Origin of the sequence: Streptosporangium sp. NBC_01469 (assembly GCF_036227305.1) — a bacterium.
Taxonomy (GTDB): domain Bacteria; phylum Actinomycetota; class Actinomycetes; order Streptosporangiales; family Streptosporangiaceae; genus Streptosporangium.
Window position 1 is genome coordinate 9,012,513 of sequence record NZ_CP109465.1, and the last position, 17,046, is coordinate 9,029,558.

Here is a 17,046-nt window from a genome sequence, read left to right on the forward strand (position 1 = left end):
TTCGCCCGAGGCCGGAGGTTTCCGGGCTCGTTTCAGGCTCGGGTTCCAGGTTCAGGGAGAATTAATGACGCTGTCCATGCTTTCCGGCGAGCCGGAAGTGATCACTGTGGGGGCCGACGTGCTCGGCGAGGCGCTGGACGCGCAGGCCGTCCCGCGGGTCCGGGTGGACTGGCGCCCGCCGATGCCCGGCACCGAGGCGGACCTGGCCAGGGTGCTGGCCGATCCGCGCAGGGTCCGTGCCAACGAGACGGCCGTGGGCCGCCTGGTCTCGGCGCGGCCGCAGCTTGTCGGGGTACGGCCAGCGCACGAGGTGCTCGACCTGCCGAAGGGCACTTTCCTGCACGCGGGCCCGCCGATCGAGTGGGAGCGGGCGTCGGGGCCGATGCGGGGCGCGCTCATCGGGGCGATGCTGCTGGAGGGGCTGGCCGCCGACGCCGAGGAGGCCGAGGAGCGGCTGGCCGCCGGGCGGGCCCGGTTCGACTCCTGCCACCACCACCGGACCGTCGGGCCGATGGCGGGCGTGGTCACCCCGTCGATGTGGATGTTCGAGGTACGCGACGCCGAGCACGGCGGCACCGCCTACTGCTCGCTCAACGAGGGCCTGGGCAAGGTGCTGCGGTACGGCGCGTACGGCCCCGAGGTGCTTGAGCGGCTGCGCTGGATGGCCGAGGTGCTCGGCCCGGTGCTTCAGGCCACCCTGGAGCGGAGCGGGCCGCTCGACCTCAGGTCGCTGGCCGCGCAGGCCCTGCAGATGGGCGACGAGCTGCACAACCGCAACCGCGCCGCCACCTCGCTGATGGTGCGCGAGCTGGCCCCCGACGTGGTGGAGGCCGCTCCCGGCCACGCCGCCGAGGTCCTGCGCTTCGTCAACGGCAACGACCACTTCTTCCTCAACGCGGGCATGGCCGCCTGCAAGGTCGCCGCGGACGCCGCGCGGGACGTCCCCGGCTCCACGATGGTCGTCGCGATGGCCCGCAACGGCACGGACTTCGGGGTCCAGGTCTCCGGGCTGGGCGACCGCTGGTTCACCGGCCCCGCGGGCGTGCCGGACGGTCTCTATCTGGGCGCGTACGGCCCCGACGACGCCAATCCCGACATCGGCGACTCGACGATCACCGAGACGGCGGGGCTGGGCGGCTTCGCGATGGCCGCCGCCCCGGCGATCGTGAGGTTCGTCGGCGGGAACGTGTCGGACGCGATGGCGGCCACCCGGTCCATGTACGAGATCACCCTGGCCGAGCACCCCGCGTACCAGATCCCGGGGCTGGACTTCCGGGGCACGCCGGTCGGCGTCGACGTCACGCTGGTCGCCAGGACGGGCCTGCTGCCCACCGTGAACACCGGTATCGCCGGACGGGTCGCGGGGACCGGACAGGTCGGCGCGGGCCTGGTCAGCCCGCCCGCCTCGGCCTTCACCTCGGCCCTGGCCGCGCTGGCCGCGGCGGCCGATCATGAACATGCGTCGGCTTAGTGATCTTTTGTCTATTAAGATTGGGTAAAGCTGACAATTTCTCCATCCGCCGGTAGCATTCGGCGACGTCAGAGCGCGGACGCAGGCTCAGTGATCTGAAGGAGACCGATCCTGACAAATACCGTCACGCGCCTTCTCAGCATGCAAACTTCCATAACCAAATGCCATCCCGATATCGTGTCCACCTCACAGGGGTTGGTTATGGGGAACGGGGAACGATGACCGATCGCTTGCTCGGGAGAAACCCCCAGGGGCCTGAGGGCGGCGATTCCGCCGGCGGAACACCGGAGGGCCAGGGCAGGCTGGTGGGCAGGCGCTACCGCCTGGTGTCGCCGGTCGGCCGTGGCGGGATGGGCATGGTGTGGCACGCGCACGACGTCCTGCTCGACCGGGACGTCGCGGTCAAGGAGCTGATCCTCCCCTACGGGCTCGACCACGCGGGCAAGCAGGGAGCCCACCGGCGGATGCTCCGCGAGGCCCGCTCGGCGGCCCGGCTCAGCCACCCCGGCATCGTCACCGTCCACGACGTCGTCGAGGAGGACGGCCGCCCCTGGATCGTGATGGAGCTGGTCCGCGCCTGGTCGCTGGAGCAGGCCGTGCGGCAGAGCGGGCCGCTGCCGGTGGTCCAGGCCGCCGAGATCGGCGTCCGGGTGCTCGACGCGCTCCGCCACGCCCACGCCGCCGGGATCATGCACCGCGACGTCAAGCCGGGCAACGTGCTGCTCACCTCCGACCGGGTGGTGCTCACCGACTTCGGCATCGCCGCGATCGAGGGAGACGTGGCGATCACCCAGACCGGCCTGATGATGGGCTCGCCCGCCTACATCCCGCCGGAGCGGCTGTCGGGCCAGCCGGTCACGCAGTCCTCCGACCTGTGGTCCTTCGGCGCCACGCTGTACGCGGCGGTCGAAGGGCGGCCCCCCTACGAGGGGCCGGACGCGGTGGCCGTGCTCGGCGCGATCCTCACGCAGGAGCCCAGCCGGCCGCAGCGGGCCGGTGCCCTGATCACCGTCATCGAGGGCCTGCTCCGCAAGAACCCCGCCGACCGGATGAGCGCCTCGCAGGTGTCGGACCTGCTCGACCGGGTGCTGCGCAGCCACGGCTCCAGCACCCCGAACCGCGCGCCCAGCCCCTCGCCGTCGTCGATGCCGGTCCCGGGCGACTCCATGCCGATCCACCTGATGCCCCCGCTGGACGTGCCGTCGGGACCGATGCCCTCCCGGATCATCGAGACGCCCTCGGGCCCGATCCGGGTGCCGTACACCAACGACTCCTCGGGCGGCCACCCGCTCCCCTACGACGCGCTCTCCAGCCCGTCGGGGTCCCACCGCGCGGACCTGCTGTCCTTCCCCGCCACCGGCACCGGCGGGTTCCCGCAGGCGGGCGGGCCGCAGTTCGACGCGATCACCGGTCTGACCGGCGAGCACCGGCGCGGCTACGACGCGCTGCGCATCCCGGCGACCGGCCCGGACGGCAATCCGTTCGACCCGCTGACCAGCTTCTCCGGCGACCTGCCCGCCGCACCGCCGTCAGCGCCACCGGCCGCGCCGCGCCGCGGGCAGAGCGAGGCGTCCAAGGCCCGCGAGGCGGCGCTCTGGCCCACGCCCACCTCGCGGGAGGCGTCCTCCCGCGCCGCCGTACGGGACTCGCAGTCCATGACCTCACCCAGCCGGAACGGGGCACGCGGAAACGCGCGCCGCGCCCAGGGAAACGGCGGGGGCGGCCCCGACGTCCGCCTGCTGATGCTCGGCGGGGGCGGCGTGCTGGCCATCGTGGTCGCCGGGCTGCTCGTCTTCCTGCCCGGCGGAAACTCCGACACCCCGGTCTCCACGATCCCGTCCACGCCGGCCTCCACGGCGGCCGAGCCGGTGCCCCCCGCCGCGCCGAGCGAGGAGATCCCCGAGGGCTTCAAGCTGGCGAACGCCGCCGGTGTCTCCGGCGCGGTGCCCGGCGACTGGACGGTGAAGGAGAGCCCCGGCGGAGCGGTCACCTTCTCCGGGCCGAAGAGCGGCGGGCAGAGCATCGTCGTCGTCGAGGTGCCGGTCACGGATCCGGTGACGGCACTGAGCGGGGCGAGCAAGAAGGGCCTGGACGAGTACACCGAGGTCGGCGTGACGGCGGTGAACTACCGCACGTGGAAGGCCGCGGACTGGGAGTACACCTACGTCCAGCCCAACGGCGTCCCGATGCACGGGCTGACGCGCTACGTCGCCCTCAACGGCCGGACCGCCTACCAGATCACGTTCAAGGTCCAGGACCTGGACTGGGAGAAGAACTCGGACATCCTGGAGACGTTCTTCGCCACCTTCACCTCGGTCGGCTGACCTCGTCCGCCGTCCCGTCCTCCCCCGGCCTCACCGCCGTCCCGTCACGCCCCCGGTCCCACCGTCCATCACCCCGGCCCCGTCACCCCGGCCCCGTCACGCCGGTCCTGCCACGCCGCCCGCGAAATGACCTCGTGGTGTGGTCATGAGTGATGGCAGACTTCGCTCGTGACCGCGAACCCCCCGAACACCACGGCCCCCGGCATCTCCCCCGACGGCGGAGAACGGATCGCCGCCGTGCAGCGGCGGACGCTCACCGTTCTGTCCGCCGCCCAGATCAGCGGCGGGATCGGGGTCGCCGTGGGGCTCACCTTCAGCTCGGTGACCGTGGAGGAGCTCTCCGGCTCCACGGCGCTCAGCGGGCTGGCCGGGACCGCGACCGTGCTGGGCGCCGCACTGCTGGCGCTGCCCACCGCGAAATCGTCCGGCAGGGGCGGCCGGCGGGCCGGGCTCGTCCTGGCCTACGGCTGCGCCCTGCTCGGCTGCCTGGTCTCGCTGCTCGCGGTCGGCCTGGGCTCGTGGCCGCTGCTGCTGGCCGGGCTGGTGCTGTTCGGCGCGGCCAGCGCGGGCGGCCTGGCCTCACGCTACGCCGCGACCGACCTGTCCCCGCCGGGGCACTCGGCCCGGCACCTGTCGCTGGTGGTGTGGGCCACCACCGTCGGGTCGGTCACCGGGCCGAACCTGGCGGGACCGGCCGAGCGATTCAGCTCCGGGCTCGGGCTGCCGCCGGGCGGCGGCCCGTTCGCCATCGCCCTGGTGGGCTTCGCGATCGCCCTCGGCATCATCGTGATCGCCCTGCGCCCCGACCCCCTGCTCCTGGCCCGCTCCACGGACCCGGCCCCGGAGGCGTCCCCCGCGCCCGGCACCTCCCCGGCCCCGGGGAAGACCGGGGGCACGCTCCGCACCGCCTGGCGGGTGCTGCGCGGCACCCCCGTGGCGGGCCGCGCGCTGGTCGCGATCGCGGTGAGCCACACCGCGATGGTCTCGATCATGTCCATGACCCCGGTCCACCTCGACCACGGCGGCTCGACGTACACGGTCATCGGCATCGTGATCAGCCTGCACATCGCCGGGATGTACGCCCTGTCGCCCGTGGTCGGCTGGCTGGCCGACCGGGCCGGGAGAACGCCGGTGCTGGTGCTGGGGATGGGCCTGCTGCTGGCCGCGGCCGTCCTCGCGGGCGGGGCCGGGGCGCACGACGTCACGCGGGTGACCGTCGGGCTGGTCCTGCTCGGCCTCGGCTGGTCGTGCGGGCTGATCTCCGGCTCGGCGATGCTCAGCGAGGCCGTGCCGCTCGAACACCGCACCCCCGTGCAGGGCCTCTCGGACCTGCTGATGAACGTCTGCGGCGCGACCGGCACCGTGATCGCCGGGGTGGTCGTCGGCACCCTGTCGTACGGCGTGCTCGGCGCGACCGTCGCGGTCATGGTGACGGTCACCGGCGCCTGGCTGACCCTGGCCCGCGCCTGAGCCGCGACCGCCCCTCACCTCGGCCCCCTTCACCCTCGACCGCGCCCGGCCCGCAGCCGGTTGCCACCGGGACCGCCCGGGACGCCCGGGGACGCCGGGCGTCATTTGGCGTCGGCGTAGCACCTGACCGGGACGGCCAGCATGGGGAAGCGCACCGGGGTCGATCCGAACAGCAGCCTGGTCGCCTCCTCGGCGGCCTTGCCGACCGCCGCGACGACCTCGCCGGCCTGCTCGGCAGGGCAGTGCACCATCACCTCGTCGTGCTGGAAGAACACCAGCCTGGCCGGGTCGGGCAGCAGGCCGCGCAGCACGGCCATCAGCACGAGCGCCCACTCGGCCGCGGTCGCCTGGACGACGAAGTTGCGGGTGAACCGGCCGCGGTCGCGGGCCGCGCGGCCTCCCTCGGGGCCGGAGACCAGCTCCCGCCAGCCGGCGGAGGGCGGGGGCGAGGTGCGGCCCAGCCAGGAGCGGACCACCTTGCCCTCCTCACCCGCCCTGGCGGCGTCCTCCACGAACCGGTAGGCGCGGGGGAAGCGCCGGCGCATCACGGCCAGCAGCTTGGGCGCGTCTCCGCTGGTGCCCCCGTACATCGCCGACAGCATGGCGATCTTGGCGTTGTCACGCTCACCGCCGAACGCCTGCGCGAGCGCCTGGTAGAGGTCGATCTGCCCGGCGGCCCTGGCCAGGCCGCCGTCCCCCGCCATGGCGGCCAGCACACGCGGCTCCAGCTGGGCCGCGTCGGCGACGACGAGCGTCCAGCCGTCGTCGGCGACGATGACCTTGCGCATCAGCTTGTGGATCTGCAGGGCCCCGCCGCCGTTGGTCGCCCACCGGCCCGTCACCACGCCGCCCACCACGTACTCGGGCCGGAAGCGGTGGTCGCGCACCCACTGGTCGGCCCAGGCCCAGCCGTGGAAGCTGTAGAACCTGGCCATCTCCTTGTAGGCGAGCAGGGGCGCGACGCCCGGATGCTCGACCTGCTTGATGTCGTGGGCCCGGGTGGAGGCGACGGGCACGCCCGCCGCCTTGAACGCCCGGACGATCTGCTGCGGGGAGTCGGGGTTGAACGACGTGCCGAAGGCCGCCGCCACCTGGTCGGCCAGGGCCTGGAGCTTGACGGGCCGCATGCCGTGCACCGGTCGCGGGCCGAGCAGGCCGGTCAGCAGCTCGTCGTGCACGTCCTCCCGCCAGGGCATGCCCTCCCGGGCCATCTCCGCGGCGATCAGCGCCCCGGCCGACTCGGCGGCGACCAGCAGCCGGAACCGCCCCGGATCCGCGGTGGCCTCGACCCGCCGCAGCTGGTCGGCGTAGACCTCGGCGACCAGGTCCGCGTCCGGCGGGGGCGCCTCCTCCTCGAAGAGGGTCGCCTGCCGCGCCTGCCCCCCGGCGGGGCCGTGGTGGTCGTCGGGCACGGGGAGGCCGTGCAGCCGGGCGTGGGCCGCGGGGGCCGACCTCGGCTCGCCGAAGCGCCCCTCGTGGGCCAGGAGCAGGCCCTCGGTCAGCGCCAGGTCGTGGCAGCGCGCCAGCCGCACCCCGGCGGCGAGCAGCGCGGGGTAGACCTCCCGCGTGTCGGCCCAGACCCAGCGCGGGCTCCGGGTCTCCAGCTCGCGGACGGCCGAGGGCAGATCGGCGACGGCCCCGGCGGGCCCGCCGTCCACGCGCAGAACGCCCCCGCCCCCGGGAGCCGCCGCGACCGACACGTGCATACGCCAACACTGCCACGCCGGTACGACATTCTCGATCAGACGAGCGGTATGGCGATCTCGTCCTCGATCGGGGGTTCGATCTCCTGCTGCAGGCAGCCGGTGGCGGCGAAGCAGCGGATCGTCAGGACCTCGGCGGTCACCGAGACGTGCAGGAAGCTCTTGAAGAACGGCGGGGTGTCCCAGTCCGACAGCTCCGACAGGTAGCGGTGGAAGGTCCTGCCCACGGGCAGCCGCAGCGGCATCGGCCAGCCGCCGAGGATCCGGGCCGCCCACCTCATCCGCCGGGTGATCGGCACGGCCGGGGTGTCCCGTACCGGGGTGTTGCCGATCTGGCGGGACATCAGCGCCGCGCTCTCGTCGGGCGTGAGGTAGAGCCAGCGCATGCGCAGCCGGTCGCTGTAGAGCCTGCTGTAGAACGACAGCGAGTCGCCGCGCAGCGGGTAGCAGCGGTAGTCGTCCTCGTCCACGCCGCCCACGGTGACCCTCGGGGTGGTGTGGGTGGCGTGCATGAAGGCCCCGGAGCCGCCCGCCACGAGGTACTGGATGGTCCGTTCCCCGACCTTGACCGGGAAGCGCTGGTAGTTGTGCACGTCGCCGCCTATCGCCGCGACGTAGTTGTGCGCGGGGTCGGTGACGATGTCGTCGATGGTGCCGCCGCCGACCAGCTTCGACGGCTTGTGGTCGTTGCGGGTGTAGATGGGCTTCCCGGTGATCAGCACCTTGGGCCGGGGGTCGCGGGAGACCGTGCGCAGCCAGTCGGCCTGCTCCCTGTCGATGTCGCCGCGGATGCCGGTGTCCACGCCGACGATGAGCAGCCCCGGGGTCTCCATCGCCCAGTAGGGGGCGGGCTGCACGACCCGCTGCTCCGGCCTCGCCCGCCGCTCGCGCGCCCTGGCCAGCCGGGCCTCGTCGATCTTCTCCGGCCTGCGCCAGAGCAGGCCGCGCAGCCCCGAGGGCGACAGCTTGAACCCCTCGCTCTCGGCCGCCAGCGCCGGGGCGTCACAGAAGACGCGCATGAAGCCGCCGAGCCCGTCGTACCAGTCGTGGTTGCCGGGGATCGCGTAGATCGGCGCCCGGTAGTCCTGGTACGGGCGGAAGAACTTGTCCTCGTACTCGTTGCCCGAGCCGGTGGGGTAGATCACGTCACTGGCGACGACCGCGAACGCGGTGTCCTCGCCGACCTTGAGCATGCCCGGCACCACGGCGTACTGCGAGGCGTCGCCCTCCCCCGTGTCGCCGAGGACCAGGAAGGAGAACTCGGGGCCGACGTCCATCGGAATGCGGAAGGAGGGGTCGACGCCACGGTCCCGCTGGGAGCCCACCCAGCGCGCCCGCACCTGCCCCGAGGGGTCTCCGAACAGGATCGCGAGGACCTCGTTGCGCGACCGCCATATGGTGCGCGGGTTCAGCCAGGAGAAGGTCTCCTGGCTGGGAAGCAGGTCCTTGAAGGTGCCGGTCTGGGCGCAGGACCAGCCCGCGCCCTCCTTCGACACCCGGGAGGAGGCCTCACGCCCGTGCTCCGCCGCCTGTCCTATGTCAGCCATGACCATATCTTGGCAATGATCTTAAGGAGGCGCACCCGGATCCCCAGGACGCGCGCCGTGACCGCGATTCCGGCCGGCTCCCCGGTTGGGCCCCGTACCCGTCACCTCCCCGGCGGGACGAGGACGCCGGGGTTGAGGATGCCCTCGGGGTCGAGCCGGTCCTTGATCCCGCGCAGGATCTCCACGCCCAGGTCGCCGATCTCGGTCGCGTAGGCCTCCCGGTGGTCGCGGCCGACGCCGTGGTGGTGCGAGACGGTGCCTCCGGCCGCGACGATCGCCTCGTTGACCGACCGCTTGGCCGCCTCCCACCGCCCGACGGGGTCGTCGCCCTGCGCCGTGACGACCGTGAAGTACAGGGAGGCGCCGGTGCCGTACACGTGGGAGATGTGGCACATGACCAGCGGCGAGCCGAGCGAGGCGTGCAGCGAGAGCCGTACGGCGTCGTAGAGGCGGGGCAGGTTGGACCAGAACCCGGCCGTCTCCAGCGTCTCGACGGTCGCCCCGGCGGCGAGCAGCGAGTCGCGCAGGTAGGGCGCGGAGTAGCGCCCGCGGACCCATGACTCCCCCGGATCCGTACCGAGGTGGACGCCACCGAGCCCGGACAGCACGGCGGCGGCCCGCTCGCGCAGGGCGGGCACCTCGGAGAAGCCCTCGTACCCGGCGATCGCCAGGCAGCCCGCGCCGGTCGGCGAGGCGCCGATCTCGCCGGGGCGGGCCAGGCCGACCATCGTCTCGGTCTCGTCGGACAGGCGCAGCACGGTGGGCACGACGCCCTCCTGGACGAGGTGTCGCAGCGCGGCCGACCCCTCCGTGAACGACGCGAACCGCCACCCCTCGTAGACCCGTTCGGCGGGCGCGCGCCGGACGCGGAGCCTCAGGGAGGTGATCACGCCGAAGGCCCCCTCGGAGCCGAGGATCACCTGGCGCAGGTCGGGCCCGGCCGCCGACTTGGGCGCCCGGCCCAGCTCGAGGGTGCCGCGCGGGGTGGCCACGGTCATGCCGACCACCATGTCGTCGAAGCGCCCGTACCCGGCCGAGGCCTGCCCGCTGGAGCGGGCGGCGGCGAAACCCCCCAGCGTGGCGTACTCGAACGACTGCGGAAAGTGACCTAGGGTGAACCCGTGCCCGGCCAGAAGCCGCTCGGCCCCCGGTGCCCGGAGCCCCGGTTCCATCTCCGCGACCATCGACTCGGCGTCGACGGCGATCAGCCGGTCCAGGCGGGCCAGGTCCAGCGCGACGACACCGGCGAACCCGCCCCGGGTCGCGACCAGGCCACCGACCACGGAGGTTCCGCCGCCGAACGGGACCACCGCGACCCGGTGGGCGGCACAGGCGGCCAGCACCTCCAGCACCTCGCGGTGCGAGCCGGGCAGCACCACGGCGTCGGGCGCGTCGGAGCCGTCCCCGGCGCGCATGCGCATCAGGTCAGTGGTGGACTTGCCCCGGGTGTGCCGGACGCGGGCCTCGTCGCCGGAGCACACGTGATCGGCGCCGACGACGCCGCACAGCTCCGCCAGCACGAGCGGGGAGAGGGCCACGGCGGGCAGCCGCACCTCACCGAGCTTCGCGGCCCGATCCTGCCCCGGGCGTACGCCCAGCACGTCGTGGAGCAGCTTTCTGACCGGTTCCGGCAGGTCTACGGCCTTGCCGGGGTCACCCCAGCCGGACCAGAGCATGGGGTCGGCGGTACTCGTCGGATTTTCCACCTTTACACTGTGACACATGACGTCTATTCGTCACAATGTGGACATAGAAAGCGGAGGTCATGTGCTGGACGCCGCCCGCGAGGTGATCCTCGCGGTGGGGGTGCGGCGCACCACCCTCAGCGACGTGGCGCGCCGGGCCGGGCTCTCCCGCATGACGATCTACCGCCACTGGCCCGACGTACGCACCCTCGTCGCCGACCTGATGACCCGCGAGTGGGTGCGCGTCGCGGACCGGTTCGCGACCGGGGACCCGGTCACCTCGACGGTGGCGGTGGTACGGGCGCTGCGCGACCAACCGCTCTGGCGGAAGATCGTCGAGGTGGACCCGGAGCTGCTCCTGCCCTACCTGCTGGACCGCAGGGGGGCCAGCCACGAGGCCATGCTCACGATCGTCGAGGCGGCGATCACCCGGGGGCAGGAGGGGGGCACCGTGCGGCCCGGTGACCCGACGAGGATGGCCAGGGCCGTGCTGCTGACCGCCCAGTCGTTCCTGCTCTCCGGCCCGACCATGCTCGACCCCGTCGGTCTGGACGACCTGGACGCCGAGCTCGCCACGCTCCTGGAAAGGTACCTGCGACCGTGAACTCCTCTCTCAACGCCGCCCGCCGGGCACGCGAACTGGCCGAGGTTCGCGACCTCGTGGTGGACGTGCTGGTGGTGGGGTTGGGTGCCACCGGCGCCGGGGCGGCACTCGACGCGGCCTCCCGAGGCCTCTCCGTCGCCGCGATCGACGCCCACGACCTCGCCTTCGGAACCTCCAGGTGGAGTTCCAAGATGATCCACGGCGGGCTTCGCTACCTGGCCAAGGGGCAGGTCGGGGTGGCGTACGAGAGCGCGGTGGAGCGCGGTCACCTGCTCGGGCGCACCGCGCCGCACCTGGTCAGGGCCCACCCCTACCTGCTGCCGCTGGTCCCGGAGATCTCCCGCCGCCACGCGGCGCTGCTGATGACCGGATACCGCCTCGGTGAGGGGCTGCGGGTCGCGGCGCGCACGCCCCGTCACCTCCTGCCAGGTCCCTCGCGGATCTCCGCCGCGCAGGCCCTCGCCCTCGCCTCGCCACTGAGCTCGCGCGGGCTGCGCGGCGCCCTGCTGTCGTGGGACGGGCGCCTGACCGACGACGCCCGCCTGGTGGTCGCCGTGGCCAGGACGGCCGCGGCCCACGGGGCGAGGATACTGACGCGCTGCCGGGCGCTGGAGCTGTCCGGCGACGGCGCGCTGGTCCGCGACGAGCTCGACGGGGACACCTTCACGATCCGGGCCAGGACGGTGGTCAACGCCACCGGCGTCTGGGCCGCCGGGCTGCACCCGGGCATCCGGCTGCGCCCCTCGCGCGGCACCCACCTGGTGCTGCGGTCCGAGACGCTGCCCGGCCTGGCCGCGGGACTGCACGTGCCGATTCCCGGGGAGAGCAATCGCTTCGCCCTGATCCTCCCCCAGCCCGACGGGCGGGTCCACGTCGGCCTCACCGACGAACCGGTGGACGGCCCCGTCCCGGACGTCCCGAGGGTGCCGGAGAAGGACGTGACCTTCCTGCTGTCCATCCTGAACTCCGTACTGGAGGAACCGGTCCGGCGCGAGGACGTCGCCGGGACCTACGCGGGGCTGCGGCCACTGCTCGCCGCCGACGGCCGCCCGGCCGACCTGTCCAGGAGGCACGCGCTGCTGAGCAGGCCGGACGGACTGGTGACGATCGTGGGCGGCAAGCTGACCACATACCGGCGGATGGCCGAGGACGCGGTCGACCGGGCCGTGTCACTGGGCCGGCTCGGCGCGGGACGGAGCCGCACGGCGGAGCTTCCCCTCGTCGGGGCCGTCCCCGACGGCGCGAACGGCGCCGGCCCGGGGAGGGGCGCGGACGGCCGCAAGAGCGGGGAGGGCGGGGAGGTCCGGGGGGCGGACCGGCTGCTGGAGCGGTACGGGAACGAGGCGGGCGCCGTACGGGCCCTGATGGCGGAGGCCTCCTGGCTGGCCGAGCCCGGACCGGCCGGGGTCACCGGGGCCGAGCTCGTCTGGGCGGTCAGGCACGAGGGCGCCCTGGACGTGGACGACCTCCTCGACCGGCGGACCAGGGTCGGCCTCGTCCCTCGAGACCGCGACGCGGCCCTGCCCCTGGCGCGCGCCGCACTGGCCTACTGACGCCCGCCCCCGTGCCGGCCCACTGACGCCCGCGCCCGTCCGCCGGAGCCGGAAAGACCGCCGTGGCCGGAAGACCGTCAGGGCCGGGAAGTCCGCCGTGGCCGGGAAGGCCGCCCGGCCGCTCGCGCATCGCCTTCACACGCCTATGATCGTTTTACCCGTCACCACCTCGATCCTCCTGTTAGGTTAGTCTTACCTAAGTTCGAGCAAGGAGAGAGCGTGAGCACGGGGAGCGTCGTGGGCAGGGCGGATATGGCGGGTAAAGGGTGCACGCACCCGCCGGGCTGTCACACCGGCGAACTGCCGGTCCACGCCAGCGCGACCGTCGGAGCCCGTTTCTGGCTACTCATCGAGCACCCCGGCCCCTGGGCCTCCCATCTGGAGGACTGCAGCCTTCCCGCGGATGTGCACACCCTTATCAAACGGGCCACGCGGCTCGGCATCCGCCCCCAGCTGATCCGCCGACCAGGGCGCAGAAACCTCGTGGAAACCGGCATTCACGTCATGGTCGCCGACTCCGGGGCAGCCGAACCATGGATCGCCGAAGGCGTCATCGCAGGTCCAGACGATCTTAACCTTGACAGCGTGGTGGCCGGAGTGGTCCCGGAGTCCTGCATACTTGTGAGTGAGCCGGTTTTTCTGGTCTGCACGCATGCCAAGCGCAACGCGTGCTGCGCCCGCATTGGACTACCCCTAGCTCGGTCCTTGGCAAAAACATTGCCGGACACAGTATGGGAAACATCACATGTTGGCGGCGATCGATACGCCGCCAACCTCGTGTGCTTGCCACACGGGCTTTACTACGGCAGCATGTCTCAGGCTGCTGCGATCGCGGCAGCCAACGCGTACCGGTCCGGCGAGGTCATCCTCGACCGTTTCCGGGGACGCGCAGGCATCCCTGAGCCACTGCAGGCCGCCGAGCATTTCATCCGCATTCATACGGGTGATCTCTCGGTTGGCGGAGTGGCCGTGGAATCCTCCAGGTTGGACGGCGCCGTCACCGAGGCATTTGTGCGCGGTAGTGGCGCTCGTTTTCGGGTAGTGGTTGAACCCATGACGCTGACAACGCCATGCGGTACGGCTTGCGCCGATACGATCACTACCTACCGGCTGGTCACGCTGGACAGGGTAACCCCTGTGCGGTATGCCACGTCCGCGCTGACCTGACCTGAGGGAACATCACGGCCAATCCAGGCGTTGGACCCAGGGACGTCACAAGCGTCCAATGCGGCATCAACCAGAAATACCTCTCACTATAAGGTGGTTTTCTCATGTCTCAGGTACGTCGGCAGACCGCCCGGCCTCGGCCCAGCTGGGGCTGGCAGGATGACGCCGCGTGCCGGGGCGAGGACCTCGTGCTCTTCTTCGGTCCCGACGGCGAGCGTCAGCCCGAGCGTGACATCCGCGAGCGTAAGGCCAAGGCGATCTGTGCCCAGTGCCCCGTTCGCGCCGAGTGCCTGGACTACGCGCTGTCCCGTCCGGAGAAGTACGGCACCTGGGGCGGTCTGAACGAGGACGAGCGCGCCTCCGAGCGTCGCCGTCGTATGCGCCGCGCCGCCAGCGCCGGCATCAGTGCCGTCGCCTGAGCAGTACCTCCACCCGGCTTCCCCCGCACGTGTGATCTCGCGAACCCCCTGCGAGATCACACGTCGTCGTGTCGGGCCCCGCTCGTGCGGCCCCCGGGACGGGCGACCGCACGGCGGGTTTCCCCCACGGGTCAGGGCCTGCTGCGGCCCGGCTTCCGCATCTCCTTGGTGATGCTCTTCCACTTGCCCTGAAGCTCCTTGCGGAGCCGCGCGTCACTCCTGGACGCCATCCACGCAGCCTCCCTCTGGAGCTTGTTCCAGCTTTCCAGCCGCCGCTCCGGAAGTGTGCCGTCCTCGATCGCGGCGATCACCGCGCAGCCCGGCTCGCTGTCGTGGCGGCAGTCGCCGAACCGGCACCGCGCGGCGAGCTCCTCCAGGTCCGAGAAGACCATGTCCACGCCCTCGCCCATGTCGTACAGGCCGACGCGGCGGATACCGGGCGTGTCGATGATGAGCCCGCCCCCCGGGAGCGGGATGAGCTCACGGTGCACGGTGGTGTGACGGCCCCGGCCGTCACCGGCCCTGACCTGCTGGGTCTCCATGACCCCCTCCCCCGCCAGGGCGTTGACGAGCGTCGACTTGCCCGCGCCCGAGGCGCCGAGCACCACCGCGGTGCGCGTGCCCTCGAGGTAGCCGCGGACGATGTCGACGCCCTCGCCCGTGACGGAGCAGACCGGGTGCACGTCCACCCCCGGTGCCGCCGAGGCGACCTCGTCCATCAGGAAGCCGAGGCTCTCGCCGATCAGGTCGGACTTGGTGACGAGCACCACGGGACGGCCCCCGCTCTCCCAGGCGAGCGCGAGCAGCCGCTCGATCCTGCCCAGGTCGGCGGTGTCGGTGGCGTGCAGGGCGGGTTCGGCGACGAAGACGACGTCGACGTTGGCGGCGAGCACCTGGCCCTGGGAGTCGCCGGAGAGCCCGCCCCTGGAGACCCTGCCGACGCCGCCGCGTACGAACGCGGTGCGCCGGGGCAGGAGCGCCTCCAGCTCGAAGCGGCCCTCGGCCAGGCGGCGGAGCCCGGCCCAGTCACCGACGCAGGGCAGGTCCACGGGGTCGGCGGCGGCGGCGCGCCGCACCCTGGCGGCGTAGCCGGCCCGGAGATGACCGGAGGCCGTCAGCACCTCGGCGGCACCGCGGTCGACGCGGGACACGCGGGCGGGTATCAGGCCCGCGGGGAGCTCGGCGGCGAGGGAGTCGTTCCAGCCGAGCGCGGTGAGAACAGATGAAGAGGAGACGATTGGCGAAGACAACGTAAGCACCCTTGTGGAAGGCCGGGTGCCCTGTCGCGAATCGGCTAGGCGGGCACCCGGAGGTTGACGGACGGCAGGCTCACCAGAACAACCCGCATGCCCCCACCTCCTGTCACCTCGTGGCCGCACGTCTCTCGAACGGCGTCTTGGGGAGGACTTTAGCGCACCGTCTCCCGTCCGGCGCAAACACATTTACGGTGTTTCCCACGGCCGAAGCCGGGGATTCCAGCCGGCCCCGGGCGCCGCCGCCGCCCGGCGCCCCCGGTCCGCGCGGGAGGTCCCGGTTCCGAGGTGAATCTCCCGCGCGGCACGAGAACGCCCGGCCGGGGTGTCCCGGCCGGGCGTCTCGTCCTGCCCTGTACGTGGTCGATCGGTCGCCGATCAGCGTGTCGCGGCGCCCCGGAGACCTCGCGGACCGGCGCGCCGCGAACCCGAGGAGATCACCCGGACGGCGGCCAAATCTCGAGGGGCACGGTCACAGACCGGGCGCCGGGAAGTGGGAGGTGAGCTCCCTGACCTCGCCGTGGACGCGGGTGATGACGTGCTTGGCCTCGTCCTCGTCCTTGGCCAGGGCGGTGACGACCTGGTCGATCCAGGCGCCGATCTGCCGCATCTCGGCGACCCCCATGCCCCGGCTGGTCACGCCCGCGGTGCCGATGCGGATGCCCGAGGGGTCGAACGGCTTGCGCGTGTCGAAGGGCACGCTGTTGTAGTTGGTCTCCAGCCCGGCCCTGTCGAGGGCCTGGGCGGCGGGCTTGCCACCGATGCCCTTGGGGGTCAGGTCGAACAGGATGAGGTGGTTGTCGGTGCCGCCGGAGACCAGGTCGAAGCCCCTGCCCAGCAGCTCCTCGGCCAGCGCCTGCGCGTTCAGGACGACCTGTCGGGCGTAGTCCCTGAACTCGTCGGTCGACGCCTCCTTGAGCGCCACCGCGATGGCCGCGGTGGTGTGGTTGTGCGGCCCGCCCTGCAGGCCGGGGAAGACGGCCTTGTTGAGGGCGGTGGCGTGCTCGTCGGAGGTGGCCATGAGCATGGCGCCCCGAGGACCGCGCAGGGTCTTGTGGGTGGTGGTGGAGATGACGTCCGCGTGGCCGACCGGCGACGGATGGGCGCCACCGGCCACCAGGCCCGCGATGTGCGCGATGTCGGCGGCGAGCACGGCCCCGACCTCGCGGGCGATCTCGGCGAAGGCCGGGAAGTCGATCGTCCGCGGGACCGCGGTGCCACCGCAGAAGATCAGCTTGGGGCGCTCGCGGAGGGCGATCTCGCGCACCTCGTCCATGTCGACGCGGCCGGTGTCCTGCCGCACGCCGTAGCGGACCGGGTTGAACCACTTGCCGGTGGCCGAGACCGACCAGCCGTGGGTCAGGTGGCCGCCGAACGGCAGGCCCATGCCCATGACCGTCTCGCCCGGCTTCAGGAAGGCCAGGTAGATGGCGAGGTTGGCGGGTGAGCCCGAGTAGGGCTGCACGTTGGCGTGGTTCACGCCGAACAGGGCCTTGGCCCTGTCGATGGCGAGGGTCTCGACCTGGTCGATGATCTGCTGGCCCTCGTAGTAACGCTTGCCGGCGTAGCCCTCGGAATACTTGTTGGTCAGGACGCTGCCGGTGGCCTCGAGGACGGCCTTGGAGACGTAGTTCTCCGAGGCGATCAGCTTGACGGTGTCGGACTGCCGCCGCTCCTCGGCTTTGACGAGCTCGGCGATCTGCGGATCCACGCTGGAAAGAGCGCTCATGCGCCTTCACTCCCCTGTCATCGTCGACATCGCGCGAAGACCCAGGCGCTCGGCCTTCTCGCCCTTCCGCTCCCCGGTGGTCTCTCCCACCTTATGCGCCAGTCGCGGCTTAGACGATAGC

General features: G+C 72.4%; 12 protein-coding genes and 1 riboswitch. Of the genes, 7 read left to right on the forward strand and 5 right to left on the reverse strand.

Annotated features, from left to right (window positions below; all coding sequences use genetic code 11):
* Positions 1 to 64 precede the first annotated feature (64 nt).
* The 3 genes from OG587_RS39230 (at position 65) to OG587_RS39240 (ending at position 5,265) form a co-directional block, all read left to right on the forward strand.
* Complete coding sequence (locus OG587_RS39230; RefSeq protein WP_329083892.1) at positions 65 to 1,471, forward strand: DUF1116 domain-containing protein; 1,407 nt, start codon at positions 65 to 67, stop codon at positions 1,469 to 1,471.
* Between the two features lie 218 nt (positions 1,472 to 1,689).
* Positions 1,690 to 3,795 carry a serine/threonine-protein kinase gene (locus OG587_RS39235; RefSeq protein ID WP_329083893.1) on the forward strand — a complete coding sequence of 702 codons (2,106 nt, stop codon included), beginning with the start codon at positions 1,690 to 1,692 and terminating at the stop codon, positions 3,793 to 3,795.
* 168 nt (positions 3,796 to 3,963) lie between these two features.
* Positions 3,964 to 5,265 (forward strand): MFS transporter, encoded by a 1,302-nt coding sequence (locus OG587_RS39240; protein ID WP_329083894.1) that lies wholly within the window; start codon positions 3,964 to 3,966, stop codon positions 5,263 to 5,265.
* 101 nt (positions 5,266 to 5,366) lie between these two features.
* On the opposite strand, the gene OG587_RS39245 is transcribed toward OG587_RS39240, so the two are convergent.
* The 3 genes from OG587_RS39245 to OG587_RS39255 all read right to left on the reverse strand — a co-directional run bounded on the left by OG587_RS39245 (position 5,367) and on the right by OG587_RS39255 (position 10,191).
* Positions 5,367 to 6,971 (reverse strand): bifunctional 3'-5' exonuclease/DNA polymerase, encoded by a 1,605-nt coding sequence (locus OG587_RS39245; RefSeq protein WP_329083895.1) that lies wholly within the window; start codon positions 6,969 to 6,971, stop codon positions 5,367 to 5,369.
* 35 nt (positions 6,972 to 7,006) lie between these two features.
* The gene (locus OG587_RS39250; protein WP_329083896.1) at positions 7,007 to 8,515 is read right to left on the reverse strand and encodes a metallophosphoesterase family protein; all 1,509 of its coding nucleotides are present in this window, start codon (positions 8,513 to 8,515) and stop codon (positions 7,007 to 7,009) included.
* Positions 8,516 to 8,616: 101 nt separating this feature from the next.
* Positions 8,617 to 10,191, reverse strand: a complete 1,575-nt coding sequence (locus OG587_RS39255; protein ID WP_329094138.1) for an FAD-binding oxidoreductase — start codon at positions 10,189 to 10,191, stop codon at positions 8,617 to 8,619.
* Between the two features lie 46 nt (positions 10,192 to 10,237).
* On the opposite strand from OG587_RS39255, the gene OG587_RS39260 reads away from it, so the two are divergent.
* From OG587_RS39260 to OG587_RS39275, 4 genes are all read left to right on the forward strand, one after another.
* The gene (locus OG587_RS39260) at positions 10,238 to 10,804 is read left to right on the forward strand and encodes a TetR/AcrR family transcriptional regulator (protein ID WP_329083897.1); all 567 of its coding nucleotides are present in this window, start codon (positions 10,238 to 10,240) and stop codon (positions 10,802 to 10,804) included.
* Positions 10,801 to 12,357, forward strand: a complete 1,557-nt coding sequence (locus OG587_RS39265; protein ID WP_329083899.1) for a glycerol-3-phosphate dehydrogenase/oxidase — start codon at positions 10,801 to 10,803, stop codon at positions 12,355 to 12,357. Before OG587_RS39260 ends, OG587_RS39265 begins: the two co-directional genes overlap by 4 nt.
* Positions 12,358 to 12,576: 219 nt before the next feature.
* Positions 12,577 to 13,524, forward strand: a complete 948-nt coding sequence (locus OG587_RS39270) for a sucrase ferredoxin (protein WP_329083900.1) — start codon at positions 12,577 to 12,579, stop codon at positions 13,522 to 13,524.
* Between the two features lie 104 nt (positions 13,525 to 13,628).
* Complete coding sequence (locus OG587_RS39275; protein ID WP_012893126.1) at positions 13,629 to 13,943, forward strand: WhiB family transcriptional regulator; 315 nt, start codon at positions 13,629 to 13,631, stop codon at positions 13,941 to 13,943.
* 131 nt (positions 13,944 to 14,074) lie between these two features.
* Here OG587_RS39275 and rsgA read toward each other — a convergent pair whose 3' ends face one another.
* Positions 14,075 to 15,193, reverse strand: coding sequence for a ribosome small subunit-dependent GTPase A (rsgA, locus tag OG587_RS39280; RefSeq protein ID WP_329083903.1), 1,119 nt, complete (start codon positions 15,191 to 15,193; stop codon positions 14,075 to 14,077).
* 475 nt (positions 15,194 to 15,668) lie between these two features.
* On the reverse strand, positions 15,669 to 16,925 hold the full coding sequence (gene glyA / locus OG587_RS39285; protein WP_329083904.1) for a serine hydroxymethyltransferase: 1,257 nt from the start codon (positions 16,923 to 16,925) through the stop codon (positions 15,669 to 15,671).
* A 32-nt stretch (positions 16,926 to 16,957) separates the two neighbouring features.
* Positions 16,958 to 17,041, reverse strand: a riboswitch (ZMP/ZTP riboswitch).
* Between the last annotated feature and the right edge of the window lie 5 nt (positions 17,042 to 17,046).

Bases quoted from the DNA above. Each gene is read 5' to 3' on its own strand.
- OG587_RS39230 (WP_329083892.1), top strand. From the start codon at position 65: ATGACGCTGTCCATGCTTTCCGGCGAGCCGGAAGTGATCACTGTGGGG.
- OG587_RS39235 (WP_329083893.1), top strand. From the start codon at position 1,690: ATGACCGATCGCTTGCTCGGGAGAAACCCCCAGGGGCCTGAGGGCGGC.
- OG587_RS39245 (WP_329083895.1), bottom strand. From the start codon at position 6,971: ATGCACGTGTCGGTCGCGGCGGCTCCCGGGGGCGGGGGCGTTCTGCGC.
- OG587_RS39250 (WP_329083896.1), bottom strand. From the start codon at position 8,515: ATGGCTGACATAGGACAGGCGGCGGAGCACGGGCGTGAGGCCTCCTCC.
- OG587_RS39255 (WP_329094138.1), bottom strand. From the start codon at position 10,191: ATGCTCTGGTCCGGCTGGGGTGACCCCGGCAAGGCCGTAGACCTGCCG.
- OG587_RS39260 (WP_329083897.1), top strand. From the start codon at position 10,238: ATGACGTCTATTCGTCACAATGTGGACATAGAAAGCGGAGGTCATGTG.
- OG587_RS39275 (WP_012893126.1), top strand. From the start codon at position 13,629: ATGTCTCAGGTACGTCGGCAGACCGCCCGGCCTCGGCCCAGCTGGGGC.
- glyA (WP_329083904.1), bottom strand. From the start codon at position 16,925: ATGAGCGCTCTTTCCAGCGTGGATCCGCAGATCGCCGAGCTCGTCAAA.